Origin of the sequence: Paenibacillus agricola (assembly GCF_011440305.1) — a bacterium.
Taxonomy (GTDB): domain Bacteria; phylum Bacillota; class Bacilli; order Paenibacillales; family NBRC-103111; genus Paenibacillus_S; species Paenibacillus_S agricola.
The window spans coordinates 39,202-60,423 of sequence record NZ_JAAOIW010000026.1 but is presented as its reverse complement, the minus strand read 5'-3'; the positions used below and the strand labels follow the sequence as shown (position 1 = coordinate 60,423).

25 protein-coding genes, 1 rRNA gene and 1 riboswitch are annotated in these 21,222 nt (G+C 45.7%); of the genes, 24 read left to right on the top strand and 2 right to left on the bottom strand.

Annotated elements, in window-relative coordinates:
• The first annotated feature begins 9 nt into the window (after nucleotides 1-9).
• Nucleotides 10-126 (top strand): 5S ribosomal RNA (gene rrf, locus G9U52_RS35870).
• Between the two features lie 147 nt (nucleotides 127-273).
• Here the strand turns inward: rrf and G9U52_RS35865 are convergent.
• Complete coding sequence (locus G9U52_RS35865; RefSeq protein ID WP_207953418.1) at nucleotides 274-816, bottom strand: hypothetical protein; 543 nt, start codon at nucleotides 814-816, stop codon at nucleotides 274-276.
• 178 nt (nucleotides 817-994) lie between these two features.
• On the opposite strand from G9U52_RS35865, the gene G9U52_RS35860 reads away from it, so the two are divergent.
• The 10 genes from G9U52_RS35860 (at nucleotide 995) to rsmI (ending at nucleotide 8,592) form a co-directional block, all read left to right on the top strand.
• Nucleotides 995-1,180: a sigma factor G inhibitor Gin gene (locus G9U52_RS35860; protein ID WP_166157310.1), complete on the top strand. Its 186-nt coding sequence runs from the start codon at nucleotides 995-997 to the stop codon at nucleotides 1,178-1,180.
• A gap of 112 nt (nucleotides 1,181-1,292) precedes the next feature.
• On the top strand, nucleotides 1,293-2,780 hold the full coding sequence (locus G9U52_RS35855) for an aminotransferase class I/II-fold pyridoxal phosphate-dependent enzyme (protein ID WP_166157307.1): 1,488 nt from the start codon (nucleotides 1,293-1,295) through the stop codon (nucleotides 2,778-2,780).
• 116 nt (nucleotides 2,781-2,896) lie between these two features.
• A complete protein-coding gene (gene tmk / locus G9U52_RS35850; protein ID WP_166157303.1) occupies nucleotides 2,897-3,529 on the top strand; it encodes a dTMP kinase in 633 nt (210 codons plus the stop codon).
• Between the two features lie 190 nt (nucleotides 3,530-3,719).
• The gene (gene darA / locus G9U52_RS35845) at nucleotides 3,720-4,049 is read left to right on the top strand and encodes a cyclic di-AMP receptor DarA (protein ID WP_166157300.1); all 330 of its coding nucleotides are present in this window, start codon (nucleotides 3,720-3,722) and stop codon (nucleotides 4,047-4,049) included.
• A gap of 60 nt (nucleotides 4,050-4,109) precedes the next feature.
• Complete coding sequence (locus G9U52_RS35840) at nucleotides 4,110-4,556, top strand: YaaR family protein (RefSeq protein ID WP_166157297.1); 447 nt, start codon at nucleotides 4,110-4,112, stop codon at nucleotides 4,554-4,556.
• Nucleotides 4,557-4,611: 55 nt separating this feature from the next.
• Nucleotides 4,612-5,589, top strand: coding sequence for a DNA polymerase III subunit delta' (gene holB / locus G9U52_RS35835; protein ID WP_166157294.1), 978 nt, complete (start codon nucleotides 4,612-4,614; stop codon nucleotides 5,587-5,589).
• A gap of 1 nt (nucleotide 5,590) precedes the next feature.
• Nucleotides 5,591-6,394, top strand: a complete 804-nt coding sequence (locus G9U52_RS35830) for a PSP1 domain-containing protein (RefSeq protein WP_166157292.1) — start codon at nucleotides 5,591-5,593, stop codon at nucleotides 6,392-6,394.
• 31 nt (nucleotides 6,395-6,425) lie between these two features.
• Nucleotides 6,426-6,779, top strand: a complete 354-nt coding sequence (gene yabA, locus G9U52_RS35825) for a DNA replication initiation control protein YabA (protein ID WP_166157290.1) — start codon at nucleotides 6,426-6,428, stop codon at nucleotides 6,777-6,779.
• A 144-nt stretch (nucleotides 6,780-6,923) separates the two neighbouring features.
• On the top strand, nucleotides 6,924-7,700 hold the full coding sequence (locus G9U52_RS35820) for a tRNA1(Val) (adenine(37)-N6)-methyltransferase (protein ID WP_166157287.1): 777 nt from the start codon (nucleotides 6,924-6,926) through the stop codon (nucleotides 7,698-7,700).
• A gap of 13 nt (nucleotides 7,701-7,713) precedes the next feature.
• Complete coding sequence (rsmI, locus tag G9U52_RS35815; protein ID WP_166157284.1) at nucleotides 7,714-8,592, top strand: 16S rRNA (cytidine(1402)-2'-O)-methyltransferase; 879 nt, start codon at nucleotides 7,714-7,716, stop codon at nucleotides 8,590-8,592.
• Nucleotides 8,593-8,828: 236 nt separating this feature from the next.
• Here the strand turns inward: rsmI and G9U52_RS35810 are convergent, their stop codons facing one another.
• A complete protein-coding gene (locus G9U52_RS35810) occupies nucleotides 8,829-9,083 on the bottom strand; it encodes an AbrB/MazE/SpoVT family DNA-binding domain-containing protein (RefSeq protein WP_166157281.1) in 255 nt (84 codons plus the stop codon).
• 370 nt (nucleotides 9,084-9,453) lie between these two features.
• Between G9U52_RS35810 and G9U52_RS35805 the strand changes: the two genes are divergently transcribed.
• From G9U52_RS35805 to glmU, 13 genes are all read left to right on the top strand, one after another.
• Nucleotides 9,454-10,743, top strand: coding sequence for an HD domain-containing protein (locus G9U52_RS35805; protein WP_166157278.1), 1,290 nt, complete (start codon nucleotides 9,454-9,456; stop codon nucleotides 10,741-10,743).
• A 37-nt stretch (nucleotides 10,744-10,780) separates the two neighbouring features.
• Nucleotides 10,781-11,548, top strand: coding sequence for a TatD family hydrolase (locus tag G9U52_RS35800; protein ID WP_166157275.1), 768 nt, complete (start codon nucleotides 10,781-10,783; stop codon nucleotides 11,546-11,548).
• Nucleotides 11,549-11,772: 224 nt separating this feature from the next.
• Nucleotides 11,773-11,975, top strand: a riboswitch (cyclic di-AMP (ydaO/yuaA leader).
• A gap of 292 nt (nucleotides 11,976-12,267) precedes the next feature.
• The gene (locus G9U52_RS35795) at nucleotides 12,268-13,407 is read left to right on the top strand and encodes a resuscitation-promoting factor (RefSeq protein ID WP_375790318.1); all 1,140 of its coding nucleotides are present in this window, start codon (nucleotides 12,268-12,270) and stop codon (nucleotides 13,405-13,407) included.
• Nucleotides 13,408-13,548: 141 nt separating this feature from the next.
• Complete coding sequence (gene rnmV, locus G9U52_RS35790; protein WP_166157272.1) at nucleotides 13,549-14,094, top strand: ribonuclease M5; 546 nt, start codon at nucleotides 13,549-13,551, stop codon at nucleotides 14,092-14,094.
• 3 nt (nucleotides 14,095-14,097) lie between these two features.
• Nucleotides 14,098-15,030 (top strand): 16S rRNA (adenine(1518)-N(6)/adenine(1519)-N(6))-dimethyltransferase RsmA, encoded by a 933-nt coding sequence (gene rsmA, locus G9U52_RS35785; RefSeq protein WP_166157269.1) that lies wholly within the window; start codon nucleotides 14,098-14,100, stop codon nucleotides 15,028-15,030.
• Between the two features lie 118 nt (nucleotides 15,031-15,148).
• Complete coding sequence (gene yabG, locus G9U52_RS35780) at nucleotides 15,149-16,033, top strand: sporulation peptidase YabG (RefSeq protein ID WP_166157266.1); 885 nt, start codon at nucleotides 15,149-15,151, stop codon at nucleotides 16,031-16,033.
• Between the two features lie 184 nt (nucleotides 16,034-16,217).
• On the top strand, nucleotides 16,218-16,490 hold the full coding sequence (gene veg / locus G9U52_RS35775) for a biofilm formation stimulator Veg (RefSeq protein ID WP_166157263.1): 273 nt from the start codon (nucleotides 16,218-16,220) through the stop codon (nucleotides 16,488-16,490).
• A 113-nt stretch (nucleotides 16,491-16,603) separates the two neighbouring features.
• A complete protein-coding gene (locus tag G9U52_RS35770; RefSeq protein ID WP_166157260.1) occupies nucleotides 16,604-16,795 on the top strand; it encodes a small, acid-soluble spore protein, alpha/beta type in 192 nt (63 codons plus the stop codon).
• Between the two features lie 116 nt (nucleotides 16,796-16,911).
• Nucleotides 16,912-17,766, top strand: a complete 855-nt coding sequence (gene ispE, locus G9U52_RS35765) for a 4-(cytidine 5'-diphospho)-2-C-methyl-D-erythritol kinase (RefSeq protein WP_166157257.1) — start codon at nucleotides 16,912-16,914, stop codon at nucleotides 17,764-17,766.
• 202 nt (nucleotides 17,767-17,968) lie between these two features.
• Nucleotides 17,969-18,796, top strand: a complete 828-nt coding sequence (gene purR, locus G9U52_RS35760) for a pur operon repressor (protein ID WP_166157254.1) — start codon at nucleotides 17,969-17,971, stop codon at nucleotides 18,794-18,796.
• Between the two features lie 6 nt (nucleotides 18,797-18,802).
• A complete protein-coding gene (locus tag G9U52_RS35755) occupies nucleotides 18,803-19,189 on the top strand; it encodes a RidA family protein (protein ID WP_166157251.1) in 387 nt (128 codons plus the stop codon).
• 122 nt (nucleotides 19,190-19,311) lie between these two features.
• Nucleotides 19,312-19,605 carry a septation regulator SpoVG gene (gene spoVG, locus G9U52_RS35750; RefSeq protein WP_166157248.1) on the top strand — a complete coding sequence of 98 codons (294 nt, stop codon included), beginning with the start codon at nucleotides 19,312-19,314 and terminating at the stop codon, nucleotides 19,603-19,605.
• 124 nt (nucleotides 19,606-19,729) lie between these two features.
• Entirely contained in the window at nucleotides 19,730-21,133 is a 1,404-nt protein-coding gene (gene glmU / locus G9U52_RS35745; protein WP_166157245.1) for a bifunctional UDP-N-acetylglucosamine diphosphorylase/glucosamine-1-phosphate N-acetyltransferase GlmU, read from the top strand.
• Nucleotides 21,134-21,222: the final 89 nt, after the last annotated feature.

Here is a 21,222-nt window from a genome sequence, read left to right as displayed (position 1 = left end):
TGCAAGCCGTTTGGTGATGATGGCAGAGGGGAACCACGCGTTCCCATCTCGAACACGACCGTTAAGCCCTCTAGCGCCAATGGTACTTGAACCGCAGGGTTCTGGGAGAGTAGGACATTGCCAAGCACTGCATGAATAAGAAAGAGCCTTTTGGATTAATATCCAGAAGGCTCTTTCTTTTCTTATTTCTTAATGCAGCCAGACGGGGTCTAAAAATGTAATATAAAAGAAAAATATGGGAAAGCTTATGTATTCGAGACTCCGAAACACCAATTATTGTGCGTAGCAGGAAGCGTCTTTTTCATTCAGCTTCAAGTAGCCGGTTTTCGTATGTTTGCGAAAGCAAAAAAACAAAAACAAGCGTGGCAGGAAAACCCATACATGCACAATTAATAGATTTAGGATGATATCTAAAGGTAACCATGGGTAAAAGCATCCGCTTATCATTATGGTAATCCATAATACTTGCATTTGTGCTTTCATAAACCTGTCGAGTGCGATATGGTTAGTAGGGGTTAATCCTAACCAAGGAAGCCGGAACTGGAAACTCCAATGGGCAAGCGATCGTTTCTCCTTTAGTGTGACATATAAATAAGTAAGTAGAGTGTGGAGCAAGGGTATGGATGCAAGAGCAAATAATAGTGAGTAGGGATGGTACTGAAACAGGTTCCAAATAACCGCCATTGCTAGAACGCCCCAGTATACTAGCAAGATGATGGAATTATAATGGATTCTTTTCAGCAGCCGGTATTGGTATAGACTGGCTTCTTTGGAAAGCTCTTTTTGTTTCATGATAACCTCACGCGTCCATTTCATAGATTTCTATTGATGTCTCGTATTCATTTTATATCGGTTAATATGCACAAAATGTTAAGCTTTGGAACTATGTATAAGCTATATTCATATAGATATAGTATCCCAAGTTTAAGTTAAGAGAATAAGGACATACTGGTAGAAAAGAAGAATAGAGGTGAGTCTTATGGGAGAAGCTAATATGGAAACAAAAGAGGCCCAAGACTGCATCATCTGTGGACAGACAAAGGAACACGGTATCCTGATTATATCCGAATTTATTTGCGAAGACTGCGAACATGAGATGGTACAAACGGACGTCATGGATGCCAAATATCCTTTTTTTATCCACCAAATGAAGCAAATCTTTTATAAAAAGCATGCATAATCCTTAATCCTTGCATAGAAAGCTCCTGGCCTGCGGTAAAACGTTGGTGGGAGCCTTTTTGTTTGTTACAATGGAGAAGATTACTTTCATATGCTGACAGGAGAAACTATCGATGAAAAGGAATAAGCACCATGCTCCACTATTTGAGCAGCTGGTTGAACATGCCGGGAAACCACATGCCAGTTTGCATGTACCCGGCCATAAATCCGGACAAGGCTTGGACAAAGCTGCACGACCTTATTATGAAACGATACTGCGTCTGGATTTGACGGAAATATCCGGCTTGGATGATTTGCATCATCCTGAAGAAGCGATCTTGGAGGCGCAGCAACTGGCAGCCGATTGCTTTGGAGCAGAGGAAAGCTTTTTTCTTGTAAATGGAAGTACGGTTGGAAATTTGGCAATGATATTAAGTGTATGCCGCAGAGGTGAGCTATTGCTCGTTCAGCGGGACGCGCACAAATCAGTCATTCATGGCCTTATACTCGCAGGAGCACAGGCCGTTTTTATAAATCCTGAGGTAGACCCGGCAACGGGGATGACGCTTGGTTTGCGTTTGGAGGCTGTGGAGGAAGCGCTGAACGAATATCCATCAGCCAAAGGGCTGCTTTTGACGAGGCCTAGCTACTATGGCGTAGCTGGATCTCTACAAGCAATCGTGGAGCTATTGCACAGTCATGGGAAACCGCTACTGGTGGATGAAGCGCACGGAGCCCACCTGGGCTTCCATCCAGCGTTGCCGCAATCTGCCTTATCGTATGGGGCTGATTGCGTCGTACAGTCAACGCATAAGCTGCTGACAGCGATGACCATGGGAGCAATGCTGCACGTCCAAGGCGACCTAGTCGGCCGGAAGGAGCTCAAGCGCTATTTGACCATGCTGCAAAGCTCCAGCCCCTCGTATCCACTTATGGCGAGCCTCGACCTTAGCCGCCGTCAAATGCATATGGAAGGCAGCGAGCTGTTAAGCAAAGGGCTGGCCGTTGTCGAGAAATTCAAGCATGGAATGCAGCAGCTAAAGGATTTTATGTTGCTAGAGCCTAGAATGAGCGGGGATATAGTGTGTATTTTCAGTGACCCTTTTAAAGTAACCCTCAAAGTTTCCCGCAATCGCTTAAGCGGCTTTGAATTAAAGGACGCCTTGGAGGACCAGGGCTGTTTTGTGGAAATGGCGGATCCACAGGCTGTCCTGCTGGTATTTAGCTTAGCTTCAACCGATGGGGACGTGCATAGGCTGCTTCAAGCACTGGAATTGATTAGTCGCAATATTAAGGATAAGCCTGCCGGAAGTGGAGGAGATACTTTGAGAGGCTTTTCCTCTACAGTGATGCCTGGGTTGTCTAAGCCTGTATCCTTCGATGAATCGGTAACTTACCAACAAGGCGCGATCTTGGTCGCTTTAGAGGAATCGGCAGGCTTGGTATCCGCTGAAATGGTTGTACCTTACCCACCGGGCATCCCAGCGTTATGTCCGGGTGAACGGATTTCCGCAGAAGTTACACGCTATTTAATGCAGTTAGTCGCTATGGGGGCACGCATTCATGGGTTGGTTGAGGGTGAGCCGGCAATGATTTCTGTGTTTAGCGCCCCCCATCTATAAGTTTTAAACTAATTTCTTGAAAATTTTGAGGTAATCATAAGGCAAACGTTATATAATAGAAGATACAACTTAATCAATAATATAAGTTGTGATCAATAAGTATTGGAGTATACAAGATGCCTAAAGGATTTTTTCTCACTACAGAAGGCTGTGAAGGTTCAGGGAAAACATCGATAGTCTCGATGCTTGAGCGCTATTTATCTGGATTAGGGTACGAGGTGATTACTTCTCGTGAACCCGGAGGCATAGCGATTGCCGAACAAATCAGGGCGGTTATCCTTGATACGCATAATACGTTGATGGACGGGCGCACCGAGGCTCTTTTGTACGCTGCGGCAAGAAGGCAGCATTTGGTTGAAAAGATTATTCCGGCACTGCATGCAGGAAAAGTAGTCATTTGCGATCGGTTTATTGATAGCAGCCTAGCTTACCAGGGCCATGCACGGGGGTTAGGGTTTGAAGAGGTGCTTAGTATTAATCGCTTTGCGATTGACGAGTTGTTTCCTGATTTAACAATCTATCTGGATGTAGATCCAGAGGTGGGGCTTAAACGGATCCACAGCCATGAAGGAAGAGAAATTAATAGACTTGATTTAGAGGAGCTAAGTTTCCACCAAAAGGTGCGTGAAGGGTATCAGCTGCTCGCAGAACGTTTTTCGGAAAGAATGGTCACAATCGAGGCTAATTCGGAAATCGAGATTGTATTTGAGCGGGTTCAAGCGGCCATTCATGCTTTTCTAGAGAAATAGTAGGTAAAGCCTCGATTTAACTGGTTTTAGATCGCATGCTTTCGTTAGCTATGCAGGAATTGAAGACCTCCGTGTCAAATATTTATAGTGTGGCAGAAACTATTGATTGTATCGCATATACATGCTCTAAGCAAGTTTAATGGGCCTAGCACTGTTCCGACCGTCAAATATTTTATGGGAGGTTTAGCCAATGAAATTAGTTGTGGCCATTGTTCAAGATAAGGATAGCAATCGTCTTTCCAATGCGTTAATCAAAGAAGGCTTTCGCGCAACGAAATTGGCCAGTACGGGAGGATTTCTTCGTGCAGGCAATACTACCTTTATGATTGGTATTGAGGATGAGCGGATTAGTGAAGTTATGCAGGTGATTAAAGCTAATTGCAAAATTCGTGAGCAGATGGTAACCCCGGTCTCCCCAATGGGTGGGACTACAGACTCCTATATCCCTTTCCCGGTAGAAGTGCAAGTCGGTGGCGCTGCTGTATTCGTGATGCCCGTTGAACGTTTTGAGCATTATTAAAAGAACAATCGAATGCAGCTAAGGTTCGGTTGCTCCCAAATGAAGAAGGGGTGACGCCGCATGAAAATTAATCCGGGCTGGCGGCCTTTTAGCAAAGAAATTCAACGTACGGAGAATACAGCGGCGCAACAGCTCCAGCAGAAATCTTTTTCCGATATGATGCACCAGCAGAATGAAGGCGCGAACCAAGAGCAGCTGCAACGAATTTTGCAAGAAATTCAGACGCAAGGGGACCGTTTAAGCAAATCCATGACGGTTCGCGAGCTTCGCCAATATAAGCTGTTGGTTATGAAGTTTTTGGAAGAGACGGTACGCCGAGGTGTGCAATTGCGTGATACCCGGGGTTGGGATCGGCGCGGACGTGGAAAGCGCTATAAGCTATTGGAAGAAGTCGATCAGGAATTATTATCGCTTGCCGATGAAATGCTAGAGAACGAGCAAGGGCGTATTGACATATTGAATAAAATTGGTGAAATCCGCGGCATGCTGATTAACCTAGTCTTTTAAATTGTATCATTTTGTATATTCTATTATTTAGTAGGAAAGGATTTTATAGACCGCGATGTCTTTTCAATCCATACCTGGACAGGAACGAGTTAAACGGATCTTACAGAATAGCCTGCGGACCGATAAAGTGTCGCATGCTTACATTTTTACAGGCCAGCATGGCACGGGACGTAGACAAATGGCGCTTGCCTTCGCCCAAGCTTTGTATTGCAAAGTACGGGTGGATGATGCTTGTGGGGAATGTCTGGACTGCCGTAAGGTGGAGCATGGTAACCATCCTGACCTACATTGGCTTAAACCTGATGGTGCCTCAATCAAAATCGACCAGATCCGCGAGCTGCAAAAGCAGTTTTCTTACCGTGCTGGCGTTTCGGGGCTGAAGATGTATGTATTGGAAAATGCCGAGACGATGACCGTGCAAGCAGCAAATAGCTTATTGAAATTTTTGGAAGAACCAACCTCGCGTGTAGTAGCTATATTAATAACGGAAAACGGTAATGCTTTGCTGCCGACGATCCGCTCGCGGTCGCAATGGGTCCCTTTTGTCCCGTTAAGCCGCGAATTGATGGTAGCGACGCTTCTGGCTGAGGGGCATCCAGCCGTTCTAGTACATCCTGCAGTGCGTTTAGCGGCTGGGACGGAGGCTGCACGTGAGCTGGTTTTAGGAAATAGGTTTGCAGAAATCAGAAGCCTAGTGATACAATTAGCAAGGGAGAGCCTGACCCGGCTACCAACATCAATGTTAACAGCCCAACAGAAGCTAGCGAAATCGGAGCTTTCCGACCAGCTTCCTTTATTTATGGATATGCTCATTTTATGGCTTAAAGATATGGTACAGTTATGTCTTGGCTATCATGATGAATTGGTTTACGCAGACCAAACCGATTGGATGAACGGACAGGCCTTGAATTATGATATGAAGCACTGGGTCCGCTGCATGGAGCTGGCGATCGAGCTGCAAAAAAGGCTTCGTTTCCATGCTAACCCGCAGCTGGTGCTAGAAAAGATGTTGATGCAGTTGAAGGGGGTGTAATATGTATTCGGTAGTGGGTGTACGCTTTAAAAAAGCAGGGAAAATATATTATTTCGATCCTATAGATCTTCCAGTCGATAAAGATAGTGCTGTTATTGTCGAAACGGCTCGTGGTATAGAGTATGGCAAAGTAGTCATAGGCAAACGGACAGTTAAAGAGTCCGATGTTGTTTTACCTCTTAAAAAAGTAATCAGGATTGCAGATTTTACGGATGCACAGCTGGTAGAGGATAACAAATCAGCAGCTAAAAATGCCTTTTCCCTCTGTCAGGAAAAAATTAAGGATCATCAGCTAAGAATGAAATTGGTTGATGTTGAATATACATTTGACCGCAATAAAATTATCTTTTACTTTACGGCTGAAGGAAGAGTGGATTTCCGAGAGCTGGTAAAGGATTTAGCCGGAGTGTTCCGAACGCGTATTGAATTAAGGCAGATTGGTGTTCGTGATGAAGCCAAGATGCTTGGAGGTATCGGTCCATGTGGACGGATACTATGCTGTTCTTCGTTTCTAGGTGACTTTGAGCCGGTTTCCATTAAAATGGCAAAAGATCAAAATTTATCATTAAATCCGACGAAAATATCCGGGCTTTGTGGCCGGTTAATGTGCTGCTTAAAGTATGAGCACGATAATTACGAAAGTGCCAAGGAAGACGTGCCTCGTGTAGGCAGCAGTGTCATTACTTCACTCGGCAATGGTCGTGTAGTATCGCTGAATATGAACGAGCGGACCGCAAAAATTCAAGTTTATGATCTGGGCAAAGTGATGGAGCTTTCCTTTGATGATGCGGTTGAACAGCATTAACGGTAGTTCAAGCTCTCCCCGAGGTGGACGTGTGGATAAAAGAAATGTATTTGTGCAAATAGAGCAGATCGAAGAACAGATGGGCTCCATCTATGGTGAGCTTGGCCAGATGAAGCGGCAAATTATTGAGCTTTTAGAAGAAAACAAGCGACTTAGCATAGAAAATCAGCAACTGCGCAAGCTGATGAAGATGGACGCCTTGCCGTCAGATGCTATCGTTCCACAAGCTCCGATTACGCCTGCACAGGCTAAAGAGCTTACTGGGGAAGGTTATGACAATTTGACAAGACTGTACCAAGAGGGCTTCCATATTTGTAATGTTTATTATGGACACTTGCGGACAGAAGGCGATTGCTTATTCTGCTTATCGTTTTTAAATAAATGAGGAGCAGTATCGGAACTTCTGCACAGATAAGGAAGTTTCGATCCAATGAATCGGATGCGTATGTGATGAAGTGATAAACTAATAAATAAACCGCCGTAGGGAGAAAGCTTCTCTACGGTTTTTTTAGAAAGAGGAACGAAACCTATGGGGAACGCAGAAGTGCCGCTGCATGCTAGTGAAAGAATCGATGATCTGCTGACGAATGATTTGAAGATTATCCAGAGTGATGAGGTTTTTAGCTTTTCGTTGGATGCCGTACTTCTTGGTCGATTTTGTTATACGCCGCCTCGGGGAAGGATTATGGATTTATGCACGGGGAATGGAGTGATCCCCTTGTTGTTAAGCACCCGTACGAAAGCCAAGGTAGTAGGGATTGAGATCCAAGAACGGTTGGCTGATATGGCTCATCGCAATGTAGTTATGAATAAGCTTGAGGAGCAAATTCAAATAGTACATGGGGATTTGAAGCAGGCAAGTTCCCAATTTGGCCATGGGAACTTTGATGTGGTAACTGTAAACCCGCCGTATTTGCGCGTCCAAGGCGGTGAGCAGAATATCAATGAGCATGTGGCCGCGGCGAGGCATGAGGTATTTTGCACATTGGAGGATGTCGTTCGGACAAGCAGCCAATTGGTGCGCGCCGGAGGGCGGGTGGCGATGGTCCACCGTCCGAGCAGGCTGGTGGAAATCTTTTGCGCAATGCGTGATTATAAGCTGGAGCCTAAGCGTATCCGCTTCGTCCATCCGCGCGCAGGCGAAGAGGCGAATATGGTGCTGATCGAAGCCCATAAGGATGGCAAACCGGAGCTGCGAACGATGCCGCCGCTGCTTGTGTATAAAAATAAAACGGAATATTGTGACGAGCTGATGGAGCTTTATTATGGCAAGCATGACGGAGCTAGTCCAATCAACGTAACATGACGAGGGAGCCAAAGTGGACATTCAAAAAAGCTACAAGGAAGATAAGGCCTCAGGAAAGCTTTACTTGGTGGGAACCCCCATCGGCAATTTGGAAGATATGACCTTTCGGGCTATCCGTGTGCTTAAGGAGGTACAGTGGGTGGCTGCGGAGGATACAAGGCAGACAAGGAAGCTAATGACGCATTTCGACATCGCTACGCGGCTTGTGAGCTACCACGAGCATAATAAGCATGCTAGTGGTCCCGAGCTGCTGCGTTTGTTAGAGAACGGAGATTCCATCGCTTTAGTCAGCGACGCGGGCCTTCCGGCCATTTGCGACCCTGGCTCGGACTTGGTCAAATCAGCTTTAGAAGCAGGAATCGATGTGATTCCGATACCAGGAGCGAATGCGGCCTTGTCGGCCTTAATCGTATCCGGGCTATCCACGGAAAGATTCACCTTCCTTGGTTTCCTGCCGAGGGATAAGAAGCATTTGCTTGATGAGCTTGGAGCGCTGCAATTGGCGAAAGAGACGCTAATATTCTACGAAGCGCCACATCGTGTTCTCAAGACACTGGAGGCGATGCTGGCGGTGTGGAGCCCTGAGCGACAGGTATGCCTCGTCCGTGAGCTAACCAAAAAGTATGAAGAGGCTATCAGAGGGACGATTCGTGAGTGCTATGACTATATGTTGGAGCATGAGGCTAAAGGCGAATACTGCTTTGTAGTTGAAGGAAGTACGGCAGCTGAAGGTGCAAATGCTGTCGCATGGTGGGAAGCCTTCGGTTTGGAGGAGCATGTTGAACACTATGTGACACAAGGCTCAGACCGGAAGGAAGCAATCAAACGTGCGGCAGCTGACCGGCAAATGCCCAAACGTGAATTATATAACTTTTTGCATAAAAAAACGTGAGAAGGGCTGCGGCCCTTTTTGTTTACTTATTATAGAAGGAACACGTTTGCCAATAGTATCTAAATGGGTAAGAAGCGGTGTTGGAGAGGAACGTTTTTGTGAAAAATGGTACAGTGCCTTTCCAAAAAAATATCCCCAAAACGCAGAAAGCTCCGCGATTCAGGGACAAGAGGAGATATGAAAAAGGTTAGAATTACCTAAGTAAGAAGTGCTATCCTTATTATAAACTATTTTTCTTATTTTGTCACAGGTATTGGCATATCTGCTAAACATTCATGACAAATAATTTTTCCTTTGTAGTAGGAAACGTTGTCTGCATTACCACAGAAGATACAAGCAGGCTCGTATTTTTTTAACATAATGCGTTCGCCATCTACATAAATTTCCAAGGCGTCTTTTTCGCCGATACCCAATGTTCTACGAAGCTCGATAGGAATAACAACGCGGCCCAGTTCATCGACCTTTCTAACAATACCAGTTGATTTTAACATGTTATAAGTCCCCTCTCCATAAATAAATCGTCATTATTCGACATATTTCTTATTTCTTATGATACCAACCATTCCCATAATAGTCAACAACGATTTTGTCGATTTTTACGTTTTATTGAATTAACTCCCTACTTTTCATTAAATATAGATCAAAAATGATTTAAATTATCATGAAACTTGCTAAAATTACTCGAAACTACTTAATATTATAGAAATATAAGGACTATTGAAGGTTTTATTTGGATAATAAAGGAATGGAAAAGAGCATTTATTGGAAGTGTTTTTAAAATATTATTCGACAAAATAATTGTTTTTTCGCCTTTTTCGATTATTATTATGTCGAAAATTTAAGGAAAGTGCAGGAAACTTTATGATGAACCCACTACAGGAAGAAAAAGTTTTTAAGGATCCTGTCCACAAATATATTTATGTCCAGGAACAAACCATTTGGGAATTAATTAATACGAAAGAATTCCAAAGGCTTCGCCGAATCAGGCAGCTAGGGACTTGCTTTATGACGTTCCACGGAGCCGAGCATAGCCGTTTTTCTCACTCTTTGGGCGTCTACGAGGTAACTCGTAAAATTATCTCGCAATTCGAGCGCAACGGGTACGAGGACTGGCCCAAGGAAGAGCGGCTGCTCTCCTTATGCGCAGCGCTGCTGCATGATATAGGGCATGGTCCTTTTTCCCATTCGATCGAGAAAACATTCGGCACCCACCACGAAGATTGGTCTTGCCGGATTGTGCTTGGAGATACCGAAGTGAACCAAGTACTGCGCAAGGTGTCCGAGCATTTTCCGCAGCAAGTGGCAGGGGTCATTTGTAAAACCTATTACAAAGAAATTGTTGTGAGCCTTGTTTCGAGCCAACTGGATGCCGACCGGATGGATTACCTGCTTCGTGACGCTTATTTTACAGGGGTCAATTACGGTACCTTTGACCTCGAACGTATTTTAAGGGTAATTCGGCCATTTCAAGGGCATATTGTCGTCAAAGAAAGCGGCATGCACGCTGTTGAGGATTATTTGATGTCCCGCTATCAAATGTATTGGCAGGTTTATTTTCACCCTGTTACACGCAGTGCCGAAATTGTCCTGCAAAAAGTATTTGGGCGCGCCAAACATTTGTATGAAGAGGGCTATAGCTTCGCCTTTATGCTGCCGCCGCTCCTCAGCTTGTTCCGCAAGTCGTTGACTGTCGAGGAATACCATATGCTGGATGAAGCCCTAATGCAGACTGTTCTTATGCAATGGTCAACTGAGCAGGATCCCATCCTATCCGACCTGTGCAGTCGCTTTTTAAACCGCCGTTTATTTAAATATGTCACTCTCGAGCTGCTTGATGCGCAGCAAATAGAAAGATTACGTACTACGATGCTGGAGGCAGGCTTTGACCCCACTTTTTACATGGAGATCGATTTTCCATCTGACCTATCTTATGATGTATATCGACCTGGTGAAGAAGACGAAAGGCTGCCCATTTTATTGTTAGACCCCAATGATGGGTTGACAGAAATTTCTCTTAAATCCGAAATTGTCCAATCGATTAGTGGTATTCACAAGGGCAAGTACCACTTATACTATCCAGAGGAGTTGCTGCAAGTAGATCCCCAGTTTATTCCACCTGACTTGCGAAAGCTACTGGATTTTGAAACCTAACTTTGAAAGCTAATTAAGAAAAGAGGCGCATTTATCGATGTTAACTGACACCCATGCCCATTTAAACGCTTCCCAGTTCGATGAAGATCGACATGAGGTCATAGAACGTGCGAAGCAAGCAGGAATAAGTCGAATCATTAATATCGGTTTTAACAGGGAAACCATTCCGAGCTCGATCGCTTTGGCGGAGCAATATGATTTTATATACTCAACCGTAGGCTGGCATCCTGTAGATGCTAAGGATATGACTCCCGAGGACCTGGAATGGATTGAACAATTGTGCAGCCATCCCAAAGTGGTCGCCATTGGCGAGATCGGGCTCGATTATTACTGGGATACCTCCCCCAAGGATGTGCAAAACCTAGTATTCCGCCAGCAGATCCGCTTGGCCCGTAAGCTGGGCATGCCAATTGCGATTCATAACCGTGATGCGCACCAAGATATTTTGCAAGTGCTGCGCGAGGAGAAGGCTGCTGACGTCGGCGGCGTCATGCATTGCTTCTCTGGAAGCTGGGAGACCGCCAAGCAGTGCCTGGATATGAATTTTTATATTTCCTTCGGCGGACCTGTCACCTTTAAGAATGCCAAGCAGCCCAAAGAGGTGCTGGAAAAAGTACCCTTTGATCGTTTATTGATCGAAACTGATGCTCCTTATTTGACGCCCCATCCGTTTCGAGGCAAGCGTAATGAGAGTTCTTATGTGAAATTAGTCGCAGAGACAGCAGCCCAAATCAAAGGGGTTTCCCTTGAAGAATTAGGGCGCTTAACTACGCAAAATGCCATTACACTATTCGGAATTAAATGAATCATTTCAAGGTAAAGTAACATCTCATTTTTCTTGTAAAAGGGGATATCTAAAGCATTATTTATATCAATAATGAAAACGGAAGATAAATAGGGTTTTCATTGCCCAAATCAGCTAATTTGAACCGATATAGTTGAAATTCATCGTTTTTTGCCCTGTTTGTATACTTTACAACCATGCACCGAAGGGCGTAAACTCAATATTAACTTAATACGATTACCAATTTTCCATTTTCGCTGAGTTTCCTAATGGGAAACGGGGGAACCACAAAGTGCAATGCCCATTGCTTTCAATGAGGCAAAAGTCACAATTTCTGGGGTGAATCTTTCGGGTTGGACCAACAGTTTCAAGGTTCAAATTCCAAAGTAGGGCGACTCTCAAGTCCGAATCCGTCAGCTAACCTCGTAAGCGTTAAGAGAGAGGTAACGATTGTCGTGTACTTTATTTCATCATGCTGATGGAATAAATTGAAGTCACGGGAAGAGTCCTCTTCTCCGCTGACTTTTTTGTGTTCTCCTGTCATAATAGCAGGGGTTCCAGAACTTGACATCTTTACACCGGGGAGGTGTTATCCGCACGCAGGAAGAACGATATGGAACGTAGATTGCAGCCCCTAGTTGAACATATTAACGAAAAGATTGCAAAAACCTAAACCATAGTCGCGTCAGATGAAATCATGTGAAACATTCGACGGCGGGGCTTTAAGGAGGACCGAATAAGTGGGAGCTATTCTACACGAGCAACCCCATGTAAGACGATCATCCAGCATGTCCTTCGCATTGCGATGGAAGCATGAAAACTTGCGTTTGATATCGATCGTAGCACTTCTTTCAATCGCTATGACTTTCATGTTTTTGATGATGTTATACGGCACGGCTACCAAGAAGGTATCCGTTGTTGTCAATGGACAAGAATCGGTTGTTTATACCAAGCAATGGATTCTGCAGCGTTTTCTGGATGAACAGGGGATTTCAATAGGGGAGAATGATCGACTTTCCGCATCATTGGATGCCAAGGTCAATACGGGTGACCGGATTGCCATCGATCACGCAAGACCGTTTAAGCTAACCGCTGACGGAGAAACCAAAACGTACTACACCGTTGCCAAAACGGTAGAAAGTGCCTTGCAGGAGTTTCAAGTTTCCTTAGGCGAGCTTGATAAAATTAGTCCTGCACTTGAAACCAAACTGTCTGAAACCGAAGAAATTCAAATCGTTCGGGTTAAGAAGGAAATGGAAGAGTTCTCGGAACTCATAGCTTTTGAGGTCGAAAAGACAAGCGATTCGCAGCTGCCTAAAGGTAAGGAACAGGTTGTGCAAGAAGGTCAAGAAGGCGTTATCGTGAAAACGAAAGAGAAGCTGTTCGAAGACGGAAAGCTGATTTCCGAAGCAGTGGTTGACGAAAAGGTGCAATCCGAGAGCGTCAATAAAATTGTCGCTATAGGCACAAAAAATCCGGTTACCGTGTTATCTGCGGCAACGCCCAGCACACAGCAATTATCCAAGAGCGGCATGAATTTTGCCGTCAAACAGGTTATAAATAATGTCACGCTAACCGCCTATTCAGCTGGTGTGGCTTCGACAGGTAAAAGCGCTGAACATCCGCAATACGGGCTTACAGCCTCGGGTACGAGAGTAATGGAAGGTCGTACAATTGCAGTGGATCCTACCGTGATTCCACTGGGCTGGTGGGTATACATTGATGGCTTAGGGTTCCGGAGAGCTGAGGATATCGGTAGCGCAGTCAAAGGGAACAAGGTCGATGTCTATTTCGATAGCAACGACTATGCCAACCGCTTTGGTATGAAGCGAGGATATACCATTTATGTGATCGGACCCAATAAGCCAACTTCGGATTAAGGGGCAACAAGAATAATGGCCATAGTCGTTATTAGGTTGTTTTAGCCATCGGCAATTGGGACAGACTCATCATATATAGAATTACGAAAAAGAAGGGGATGTCCTCTTCTTTTTTCTGCTATGAAAGGCGCGGTGCAAAGCGTGATAAAGGAAATGATTGTAGTTGAAGGCAAGGACGATACAACCGCTATTAAGCGGGCTGTCGATGCAGAAACGATCGAGACCGGAGGATCGGCCATTAACAAAGAAATTATCCGGCGTATTAAGCTGGCACAGCAGCGGAGGGGGATTATTGTCTTCACGGATCCAGACCACGCTGGGGAACGGATACGCAAGATCATTACGGCACAGGTACCCGGCTGCAAGCATGCCTTTCTCACTCAGGAGGAAGCGACCAGCAAGGGGGATATAGGTGTCGAGAATGCTTCAATAAAAGCAATACGCCAAGCGTTGGAGAATGTGCGTACCGACTACGAGGGCGCTGAATCCGATATTACGTTAGATGACTTGATAGCGGCGGGCTTGATCGTGCATCCCCTAGCGGCTTCGAGGCGTATGGAGATGGGTAAAATGCTTGGGATTGGCTATTGTAACGGCAAACAATTTTATAACCGCTGCCGGATGTTTCGGATTACACGTGAAGAATTTGCAGCTGCCTGGCAGCAACTTGATAAAGAAGAGGGCTAGAGTATGGATACGACGAGGCTGGACGTGCAAGAAGATATCGCTTCCCCTAAGAAAACGAATGACTTGTTGAAAAAGCATCATCTGGTATTAAAGAAAAGCCTGGGGCAGAACTTTTTGGTCGACCCGAATATTTTACAAAAGATTGTGGGGGCAGCTGATTTGGATGCAACTAAGGGCGTGCTGGAAATTGGTCCTGGAATTGGTGCGTTAACCCAGCAGCTTTCCAAAGCAGCAGGCAAGGTTATCGCGATTGAAATTGACCAACGACTCCTTCCTCTGCTCAAGGAAACCTTAGCCCCTTATCCCCATGCCACGGTTGTGCATGGTGATATATTAAAGGTAGAGCTTCAGGCTTTATTCCAAGAGCATTTCAGCGAATACGCCCAAGTGAGTGTGGTTGCTAACCTCCCTTATTATATAACAACGCCGATCATCATGAAGCTGTTAGAAGAAAAGCTGCCGCTTGAATATATCGTGGTGATGATCCAAAAGGAAGTAGCCAGCCGCATGTCGGCCTCGCCTGGCGGCAAGGAGTACGGAAGCTTAAGCATCGCGGTGCAGTATTATTGCGAGCCTGAGGTTGTCACGATCGTTCCTAGAACGGTGTTTATTCCTCAGCCGAATGTGGACTCGGCCGTAATGAGGCTTAAAGTGCGGTCCAAACCGGCTGTAGAGGTAGAGGATGAGGCTTTTTTCTTTGACGTAGTCCAAGCCTCCTTCGTTCAGCGCAGAAAAACGATTTTTAACAATCTGGCCGTGCGTTATTTCACTAAAGAAACGAAGGGGCAGCTAGAAGGTATTTTGCAGGAGGCAGGAATAGAGCCTGCCAGACGCGGGGAAACCTTATCCATGGAGGAATATGCCCGTTTAAGCAGGTGCTTGGCTTTAGCTTTGGGCAATCTAACAGATAGCCCAACAGGAGACGCCGAAGTATAACCGAGGGGCACTACCAAAGTTTAGGCTTCGGCTGGTCTTAAAGAGGGGATATGCCTCTCAGAACGGCTATCACCAATCACCTTAAGATGCCATAAGATAGACGAGGAGGCGATTGCCCATGAAACAGGGAGATCTGGTTACTCGTAGATCTTATGGCCATGATATTGTATTTAAAGTCCAGGAGCTGCTACAGCAGCAAGCCATCCTATGGGGAGTGGAATATCGTTTGCTCGCTGATGCGCCGCTAAGCGATTTGTCCACGGCACCGATGCCTAGCTTTTACCCTGACAGCAGCCGGGAGCGTCCGCCTTGGATGGATCGGATCCGGAGCCCGGAGTTACAGCTTGTAACTCCAATTCCAAAGGATACCGTCGGGAACCATTTGCCTTCTGCGGTGAAGGGGCCTCTTTCCTATTTTGAGATGCCCGGCAAGGTGCTGCATTTGGACGGTGACCCCGCTTATTTGCGCAAGTGCATGAACTTATATGGCGAGCTTAGAGTGCCAGCAGAGGGCTTTTTTGTGCCTGAAGCCAAGATGGCAGAGGCACTGTACCGGTTACTGCCTCAGATTAAACCGGATATTGTTGTGGTTACCGGTCATGATGGTATTATTAAGCATCAAAGAAATGGTGATATGAACCTGCTAGGCAGCTATAAAAACTCCCATCATTTTGTCCATGCGGTAAAAACAGCCAGGCAATATGAGAAAAACAAGGATGCGCTTACGGTGATTGCTGGCGCATGCCAATCCCATTTCGAAGCGATTTTGCAGGCTGGTGCCAATTATGCCAGTTCTCCAGCCCGCGTCCTGATCCATGCTTTAGACCCGCTGTGCATAGCGGCTAAAGTAGCTTTTACGTCGATCCGAGACACGGTCAATGTGGCAGACGTTATTAGCTTGACACATAGCGGCTTTGAAGGAATAGGCGGCATTGAATCCCGTGGAAGCTTTCGAAAAGGGATTCCACATTTTAATAAAACCACATCTGTTCCGGCGCCTTAGGGCGTTTTTTCTTTGGGTTTCGACAATCCTGTGAACAATGAATGATTTTTTTAAGGCAAAAAACTCCCCAATTAAGTAAAAATGCCGTTGACAACCGCTTTGTACCACTGATATAATATTTATCCGGTTTGACATTACCCCTCTGATGCGATATACTTTAATAAGAAAGAGGTGGAGTGGTCAAATGGCTAAAAATGCGCTGTTGGATATCAAACGCAGTTTGGAACCTCATGTCGGACAAAAAATCATGTTAAGAGCAAATGGTGGTCGCCGCAAAACAATTGAACGTTCCGGTGTGTTAGAAGAAACCTACCCATCCGTTTTTATTGTAAAGCTCGACCAAGAACAGAATGCGTTTAAGCGCGTTTCTTACAGCTATGCAGATATACTAACAGAATCCGTGGAAGTAACCGTTTGTCACGATGACGGCGAATTACGGATATCCATACAACAATAATAGGTTAATAAACAGCATGCCCTGATGGGTATGCTGTTTTTTGTTGCGCCATGAATGTTTAATGGTCTGTAGGCGAATACTACTCACATCTTACCTTTAAGGGAGGTTCACGTATGTCGCGAAGAAGCCGTGGAGTCATGTCAGAGGGATTCAAATACGAGTTAGCCAAGGACTTAGGGTTCTATGAAACGGTACAGCGTGAAGGCTGGGGTGGGATTCGTACCAAGGACGCTGGCAATATGGTAAAAAGGGCGATTCAAATTGCAGAGCAGTCCTTAAAGCGGCAAACACCACCAAATAGGTAGTGCTAAGCATGATTCTAATGGAGCTAGGGCGCATAAACGCGTCTTTAGCTTTTTTTTGTTCGTTTTTTGGTATAGTATTAGCATATAGAAGCATAGAGCCGCAAAGAAGGTGTCGTATGAAAGTTTTTGAGAAGGCTCCGGCCAAAATTAATTTGTTATTGGATGTTTTGCATAAGCGTGAAGATGGTTACCACGAAGTAGAAATGATCATGACGATGGTGGATTTGTCTGACAGGATCGAGATGCAGGAGCTTCCTCGTGATACGATCATTATTTCTAGCCAAGCTGGATATATCCCGCTTGACGAGAAAAATTTGGCTTTCCAAGCGGCACGTTTGATCAAGGACCGTTATGATGTGAAACAAGGCGTTTACATACATTTGGATAAAAAAATACCGGTAGCCGCAGGCCTCGCAGGCGGAAGCAGCGACGCTGCAGCGACGCTGCGGGGTTTAAACCGTTTGTGGGGATTGAATATCCCCTCTGATGAAATGCAGCGCTTGGGGGCGGAGCTTGGCTCTGATGTGCCTTTTTGTGTAACCGGAGGCACAGCTATCGCCCGGGGACGTGGAGAAAAGCTGGAGCCCATCGAAGCTCCTCCGCAATGCTGGGTGGTGCTTGCCAAGCCGCCTATTAATGTCTCGACAGCGGAAATTTACGGCAAGCTGCGGGCTAACCAAATTGTGAAGCACCCCTCGACGTCCGATGTGCTCGAAGCGCTGCGCTTAAAGCGCTTCGACCTGCTCTGTGAGCGGCTTGGCAATGTGCTGGAGGAAGTGACGCTGGATTTGTATCCTGAGGTTCGCCAATTGAAGGAATGCATGATCCGCTTAGGCGCGGACGGCGTATTGATGTCGGGCAGCGGACCGACTGTATTTGGCCTGGTATCCAAGGAAGCCAAGCTGCCCAGGATTTACAATGGGCTTCGTGGATTTTGCAAGGATGTGTATGCAGTCCGGCTTCTGACCTAGGGTCACCAAGGGTTTGCTGGCGGTTAGGGCCCGATTGCTTCTTAGTTGTTCCTTAACTGTGATATTTTTGTGGAAAATAGCTGAATGTGAGCTTGGTGTCAGAATAATTTTCATGGACATCTTGAATAAATACGTATAAAAATGGTATATTCTTATTATATTATTCGGATTTTATGGAATTTTACAATAAGGGGGTGCACCTATGAGAAAATTAAAACGAAGTGCAAGATTGGTCGAAATGACGCAATACTTGCTTTTTCGCCCCCATACACTTATTCCTCTAACCACTTTTGCTGATCGATACAATTCGGCTAAGTCTTCGATCAGTGAGGATTTGGCGATTATTAAGGAAGTGTTTGAGGAAGAAGGTCTCGGTGACCTGCAAACACTGGCTGGAGCGGCCGGAGGGGTCAAATTTATCCCTAAGGTTTCGAAAGCGTACTCTTTGCAGTTCATCCAAGGCATATGCAGGCAGCTGGAGCAGCCTGAGCGTATTTTACCAGGTGGCTATATGTATATGTCTGATATTATGGGGCAGCCGCTGATTTTAAACGAAGTGGGCAAAATGTTTGCCACCGCTTTTGCTTCCAAGGACATTGACGTTGTAATGACCGTCGAAACCAAGGGAATTCCGCTAGCTTATGCAACAGCTACATATCTTAATTTGCCGGTCGTCATTGTACGGCGTGATAATAAGGTAACTGAAGGCTCGGCCGTAAGCATCAATTATGTTTCTGGCTCCAACAAACGGATTCAGACGATGTCCTTATCACGTCGGGCGATGAAGGAAGAATCGCGTGTATTAATCATTGACGATTTTATGCGAGTGGGCGGTACAGTCCATGGCATGATGGATTTACTGCAGGAATTTAAGGCAACCGTCAAGGGTGTAGGTGTTTTTGTGGAATCGGGTGAGGTGGAGGAGCATTTGGTGGAGGACTACATTTCCCTTGCCAAGCTGTCCGGTGTTGACCCGAAAACTAAGGCCATTACGGTAGTTCCTGGTAATTATTTTAATGATGGAGTGTGACTTAGAATGACTATACAAGCGATTGCAACCGAGCAAGCACCAGCGGCTATCGGGCCTTATTCACAGGCTATACAATTCGGCAATCTTATATTTACTTCCGGACAGATTCCGCTTGGTATAGATGGACAAGTTGTAGAGGGTGGAATTGAAGAGCAGACCCATCAAGTATTTCGAAATTTGGAAGCCGTATTGGCTGAAGGCGGGGCGAAATTTGAATCCGTTATCAAAGCAACGGTCTTTCTCAAAGATATGTCCCAATTTGCTAAAGTTAACGAGATCTATGCCAGCTATTTCGGCAACCATAAACCAGCTCGTTCAACAGTGGAAGTAGCCCGATTACCTAAAGATGTTTATGTCGAAATAGAGGTAATCGCGGCGACAATTGTCGAATAATTTTAAATAAATAAAAAAATTATTTATTTAATTAAATCTTAAGAAAAAAAGAAGGATTTAGCACCAAAATGTGGAATTTAAACACCAAGTCTTCTCAAGATGTGAAAAGGTGGTGAACATTAGTGCAAATTACTGACGTAAGACTCCGTCGTGTTAACTCCGAGGGAAGAATGAAGGCCATTGCTTCCATTACCATTGATAACGAATTTGTCGTTCATGACATTCGAGTTATTGATGGCAACAACGGTATGTTCGTGGCAATGCCAAGCAAGCGAACACCCGATGGAGAGTTTCGAGATATCGCTCATCCCATCTCCTCAACGACACGCGAAAAAATCCAAGCTGCTGTTCTGGCAGAATACGATTTGGCCGCATCTGAGACAGAGGAAGAAGCTATCGTAGTCGAAGGGGCATAATTGCATGGGGAGAGCCATTTATGGCTCTCTTTTCTTTTTGCACCCATTCCTATAATATTAAAGGTAATATTGAAAGGCACAACATGGTTACACAACATGGTCATAAGAATGGAGCTGGCTTATTTTGAACATATCAGGGATCGTACTTGCTGCTGGGCAAGGCAAGCGGATGAAGTCGAAGCTGTATAAGGTGCTGCACCCCGTTTGCGGAAAACCGATGGTAGGACATGTGGTGCAGGCATTAGAGCGCATCCAAGCGGGGCGGACAGTTGTCGTCGTGGGGCATGGAGCCGACAAGGTCAAAGCTTATTTGGGCGACCGCGCCCAATATGCGATGCAAGAGCAGCAGCTTGGCACGGGCCATGCGGTACTGCAGGCAGAAGCGTTGCTTGGGGAAGAGGATGGGCTGACCGTTGTCTTGTATGGCGACACTCCTTTAATCACGAGCGACTCCTTGCTTGCCATGATCAAGCTGCACCAAGACAAAGGTGCGGCGGCAACGGTGATGACGGCAATTATGGAGGATCCGTCAGGCCTCGGAAGAATTATTCGTGATGAGGCTGGTCGTGTTTCACGAATAGTGGAGCAGAAGGACTGTAACGAGCAGGAGCGGGAAGTGAAAGAAATTAATTCGGGCATGTATTGCTTTACAAACCGCAAGCTATTCAAGGCCCTAAATCAAGTAACCAATCATAATGCCCAAGGTGAATACTATTTGACGGATGTCCTTGGGATTATGGTGGGTGAGCAGGAGGTTGTTGAGGCCTATTGCACACCAGACGCCATGGAAACCTTGGGTGTTAATGACAAGGTGGCATTATCGGATGCTGAGCGGCTTATGCGTGCACGTATTAACCGCAGCCATATGCTCAATGGCGTTACCTTGATGGATCCACTTAACACTTATATTGAGGCAGATGTCCAAATAGGTGCCGATACTGTTGTGCTGCCAGGCAGCATCATAAAGGGCCAAACGGTCATTGGCGAGGATTGTGTGATTGGGCCGCTAGCAGATATCACGGATAGCCAAGTTGCGGATGGTGTCCAAGTGAAGTATGCGGTGCTGTCAGAAGCCGTTGTTGGCAACCAAACAGCGATCGGGCCGTTTGCCTATTTGCGTCCAGGCGCTAAATTAGGGTCCAATGTAAAGATTGGCGACTTTGTCGAAATCAAAAATGCGACCTTAGGCGACGATGTCAAGGTATCCCATCTTAGCTATATCGGCGATGCTCGCGTGGGGAATAACGTGAATTTCGGCTGCGGCGCGATTACGGTTAATTATGATGGATTCAATAAGCAATTGACCGAAATCGGCGAGGATGCCTTTATCGGTAGTAACGTCAACCTAGTGGCACCAGTAAAAATTGGCAGAGGGGCATACGTTGTGGCAGGGTCAACAATCACGAACGATGTGGAGCCGGATGGTATGGCCATTGCCCGTGAAAGGCAGGTCAACAAGCCTGAATATGCCAGCAAGCTACGGAGTAAATTCAGCGAGAAAAAGCAGCAATCCCAGCCGAAGAAGTAGGCAGCGTGTTCATTAATTTCGACCATATGGGGTTCAATTTCTGGTCAATTGGGTAAATTAAGATTATACCGAAATTGAAGGAGGAACAA

Excerpts from the sequence above, each read along its gene's own strand:
- G9U52_RS35865 (WP_207953418.1), bottom strand. The coding sequence starts at position 816 with ATGAAATGGACGCGTGAGGTTATCATGAAACAAAAAGAGCTTTCCAAA.
- G9U52_RS35860 (WP_166157310.1), top strand. The coding sequence starts at position 995 with ATGGAAACAAAAGAGGCCCAAGACTGCATCATCTGTGGACAGACAAAG.
- G9U52_RS35855 (WP_166157307.1), top strand. The coding sequence starts at position 1,293 with ATGAAAAGGAATAAGCACCATGCTCCACTATTTGAGCAGCTGGTTGAA.
- tmk (WP_166157303.1), top strand. The coding sequence starts at position 2,897 with ATGCCTAAAGGATTTTTTCTCACTACAGAAGGCTGTGAAGGTTCAGGG.
- darA (WP_166157300.1), top strand. The coding sequence starts at position 3,720 with ATGAAATTAGTTGTGGCCATTGTTCAAGATAAGGATAGCAATCGTCTT.
- G9U52_RS35840 (WP_166157297.1), top strand. The coding sequence starts at position 4,110 with ATGAAAATTAATCCGGGCTGGCGGCCTTTTAGCAAAGAAATTCAACGT.
- holB (WP_166157294.1), top strand. The coding sequence starts at position 4,612 with ATGTCTTTTCAATCCATACCTGGACAGGAACGAGTTAAACGGATCTTA.
- G9U52_RS35830 (WP_166157292.1), top strand. The coding sequence starts at position 5,591 with ATGTATTCGGTAGTGGGTGTACGCTTTAAAAAAGCAGGGAAAATATAT.
- G9U52_RS35820 (WP_166157287.1), top strand. The coding sequence starts at position 6,924 with ATGGGGAACGCAGAAGTGCCGCTGCATGCTAGTGAAAGAATCGATGAT.
- G9U52_RS35810 (WP_166157281.1), bottom strand. The coding sequence starts at position 9,083 with ATGTTAAAATCAACTGGTATTGTTAGAAAGGTCGATGAACTGGGCCGC.
- G9U52_RS35805 (WP_166157278.1), top strand. The coding sequence starts at position 9,454 with ATGATGAACCCACTACAGGAAGAAAAAGTTTTTAAGGATCCTGTCCAC.
- G9U52_RS35800 (WP_166157275.1), top strand. The coding sequence starts at position 10,781 with ATGTTAACTGACACCCATGCCCATTTAAACGCTTCCCAGTTCGATGAA.
- rsmA (WP_166157269.1), top strand. The coding sequence starts at position 14,098 with ATGGATACGACGAGGCTGGACGTGCAAGAAGATATCGCTTCCCCTAAG.
- yabG (WP_166157266.1), top strand. The coding sequence starts at position 15,149 with ATGAAACAGGGAGATCTGGTTACTCGTAGATCTTATGGCCATGATATT.
- veg (WP_166157263.1), top strand. The coding sequence starts at position 16,218 with ATGGCTAAAAATGCGCTGTTGGATATCAAACGCAGTTTGGAACCTCAT.
- G9U52_RS35770 (WP_166157260.1), top strand. The coding sequence starts at position 16,604 with ATGTCGCGAAGAAGCCGTGGAGTCATGTCAGAGGGATTCAAATACGAG.
- ispE (WP_166157257.1), top strand. The coding sequence starts at position 16,912 with ATGAAAGTTTTTGAGAAGGCTCCGGCCAAAATTAATTTGTTATTGGAT.
- purR (WP_166157254.1), top strand. The coding sequence starts at position 17,969 with ATGAGAAAATTAAAACGAAGTGCAAGATTGGTCGAAATGACGCAATAC.
- G9U52_RS35755 (WP_166157251.1), top strand. The coding sequence starts at position 18,803 with ATGACTATACAAGCGATTGCAACCGAGCAAGCACCAGCGGCTATCGGG.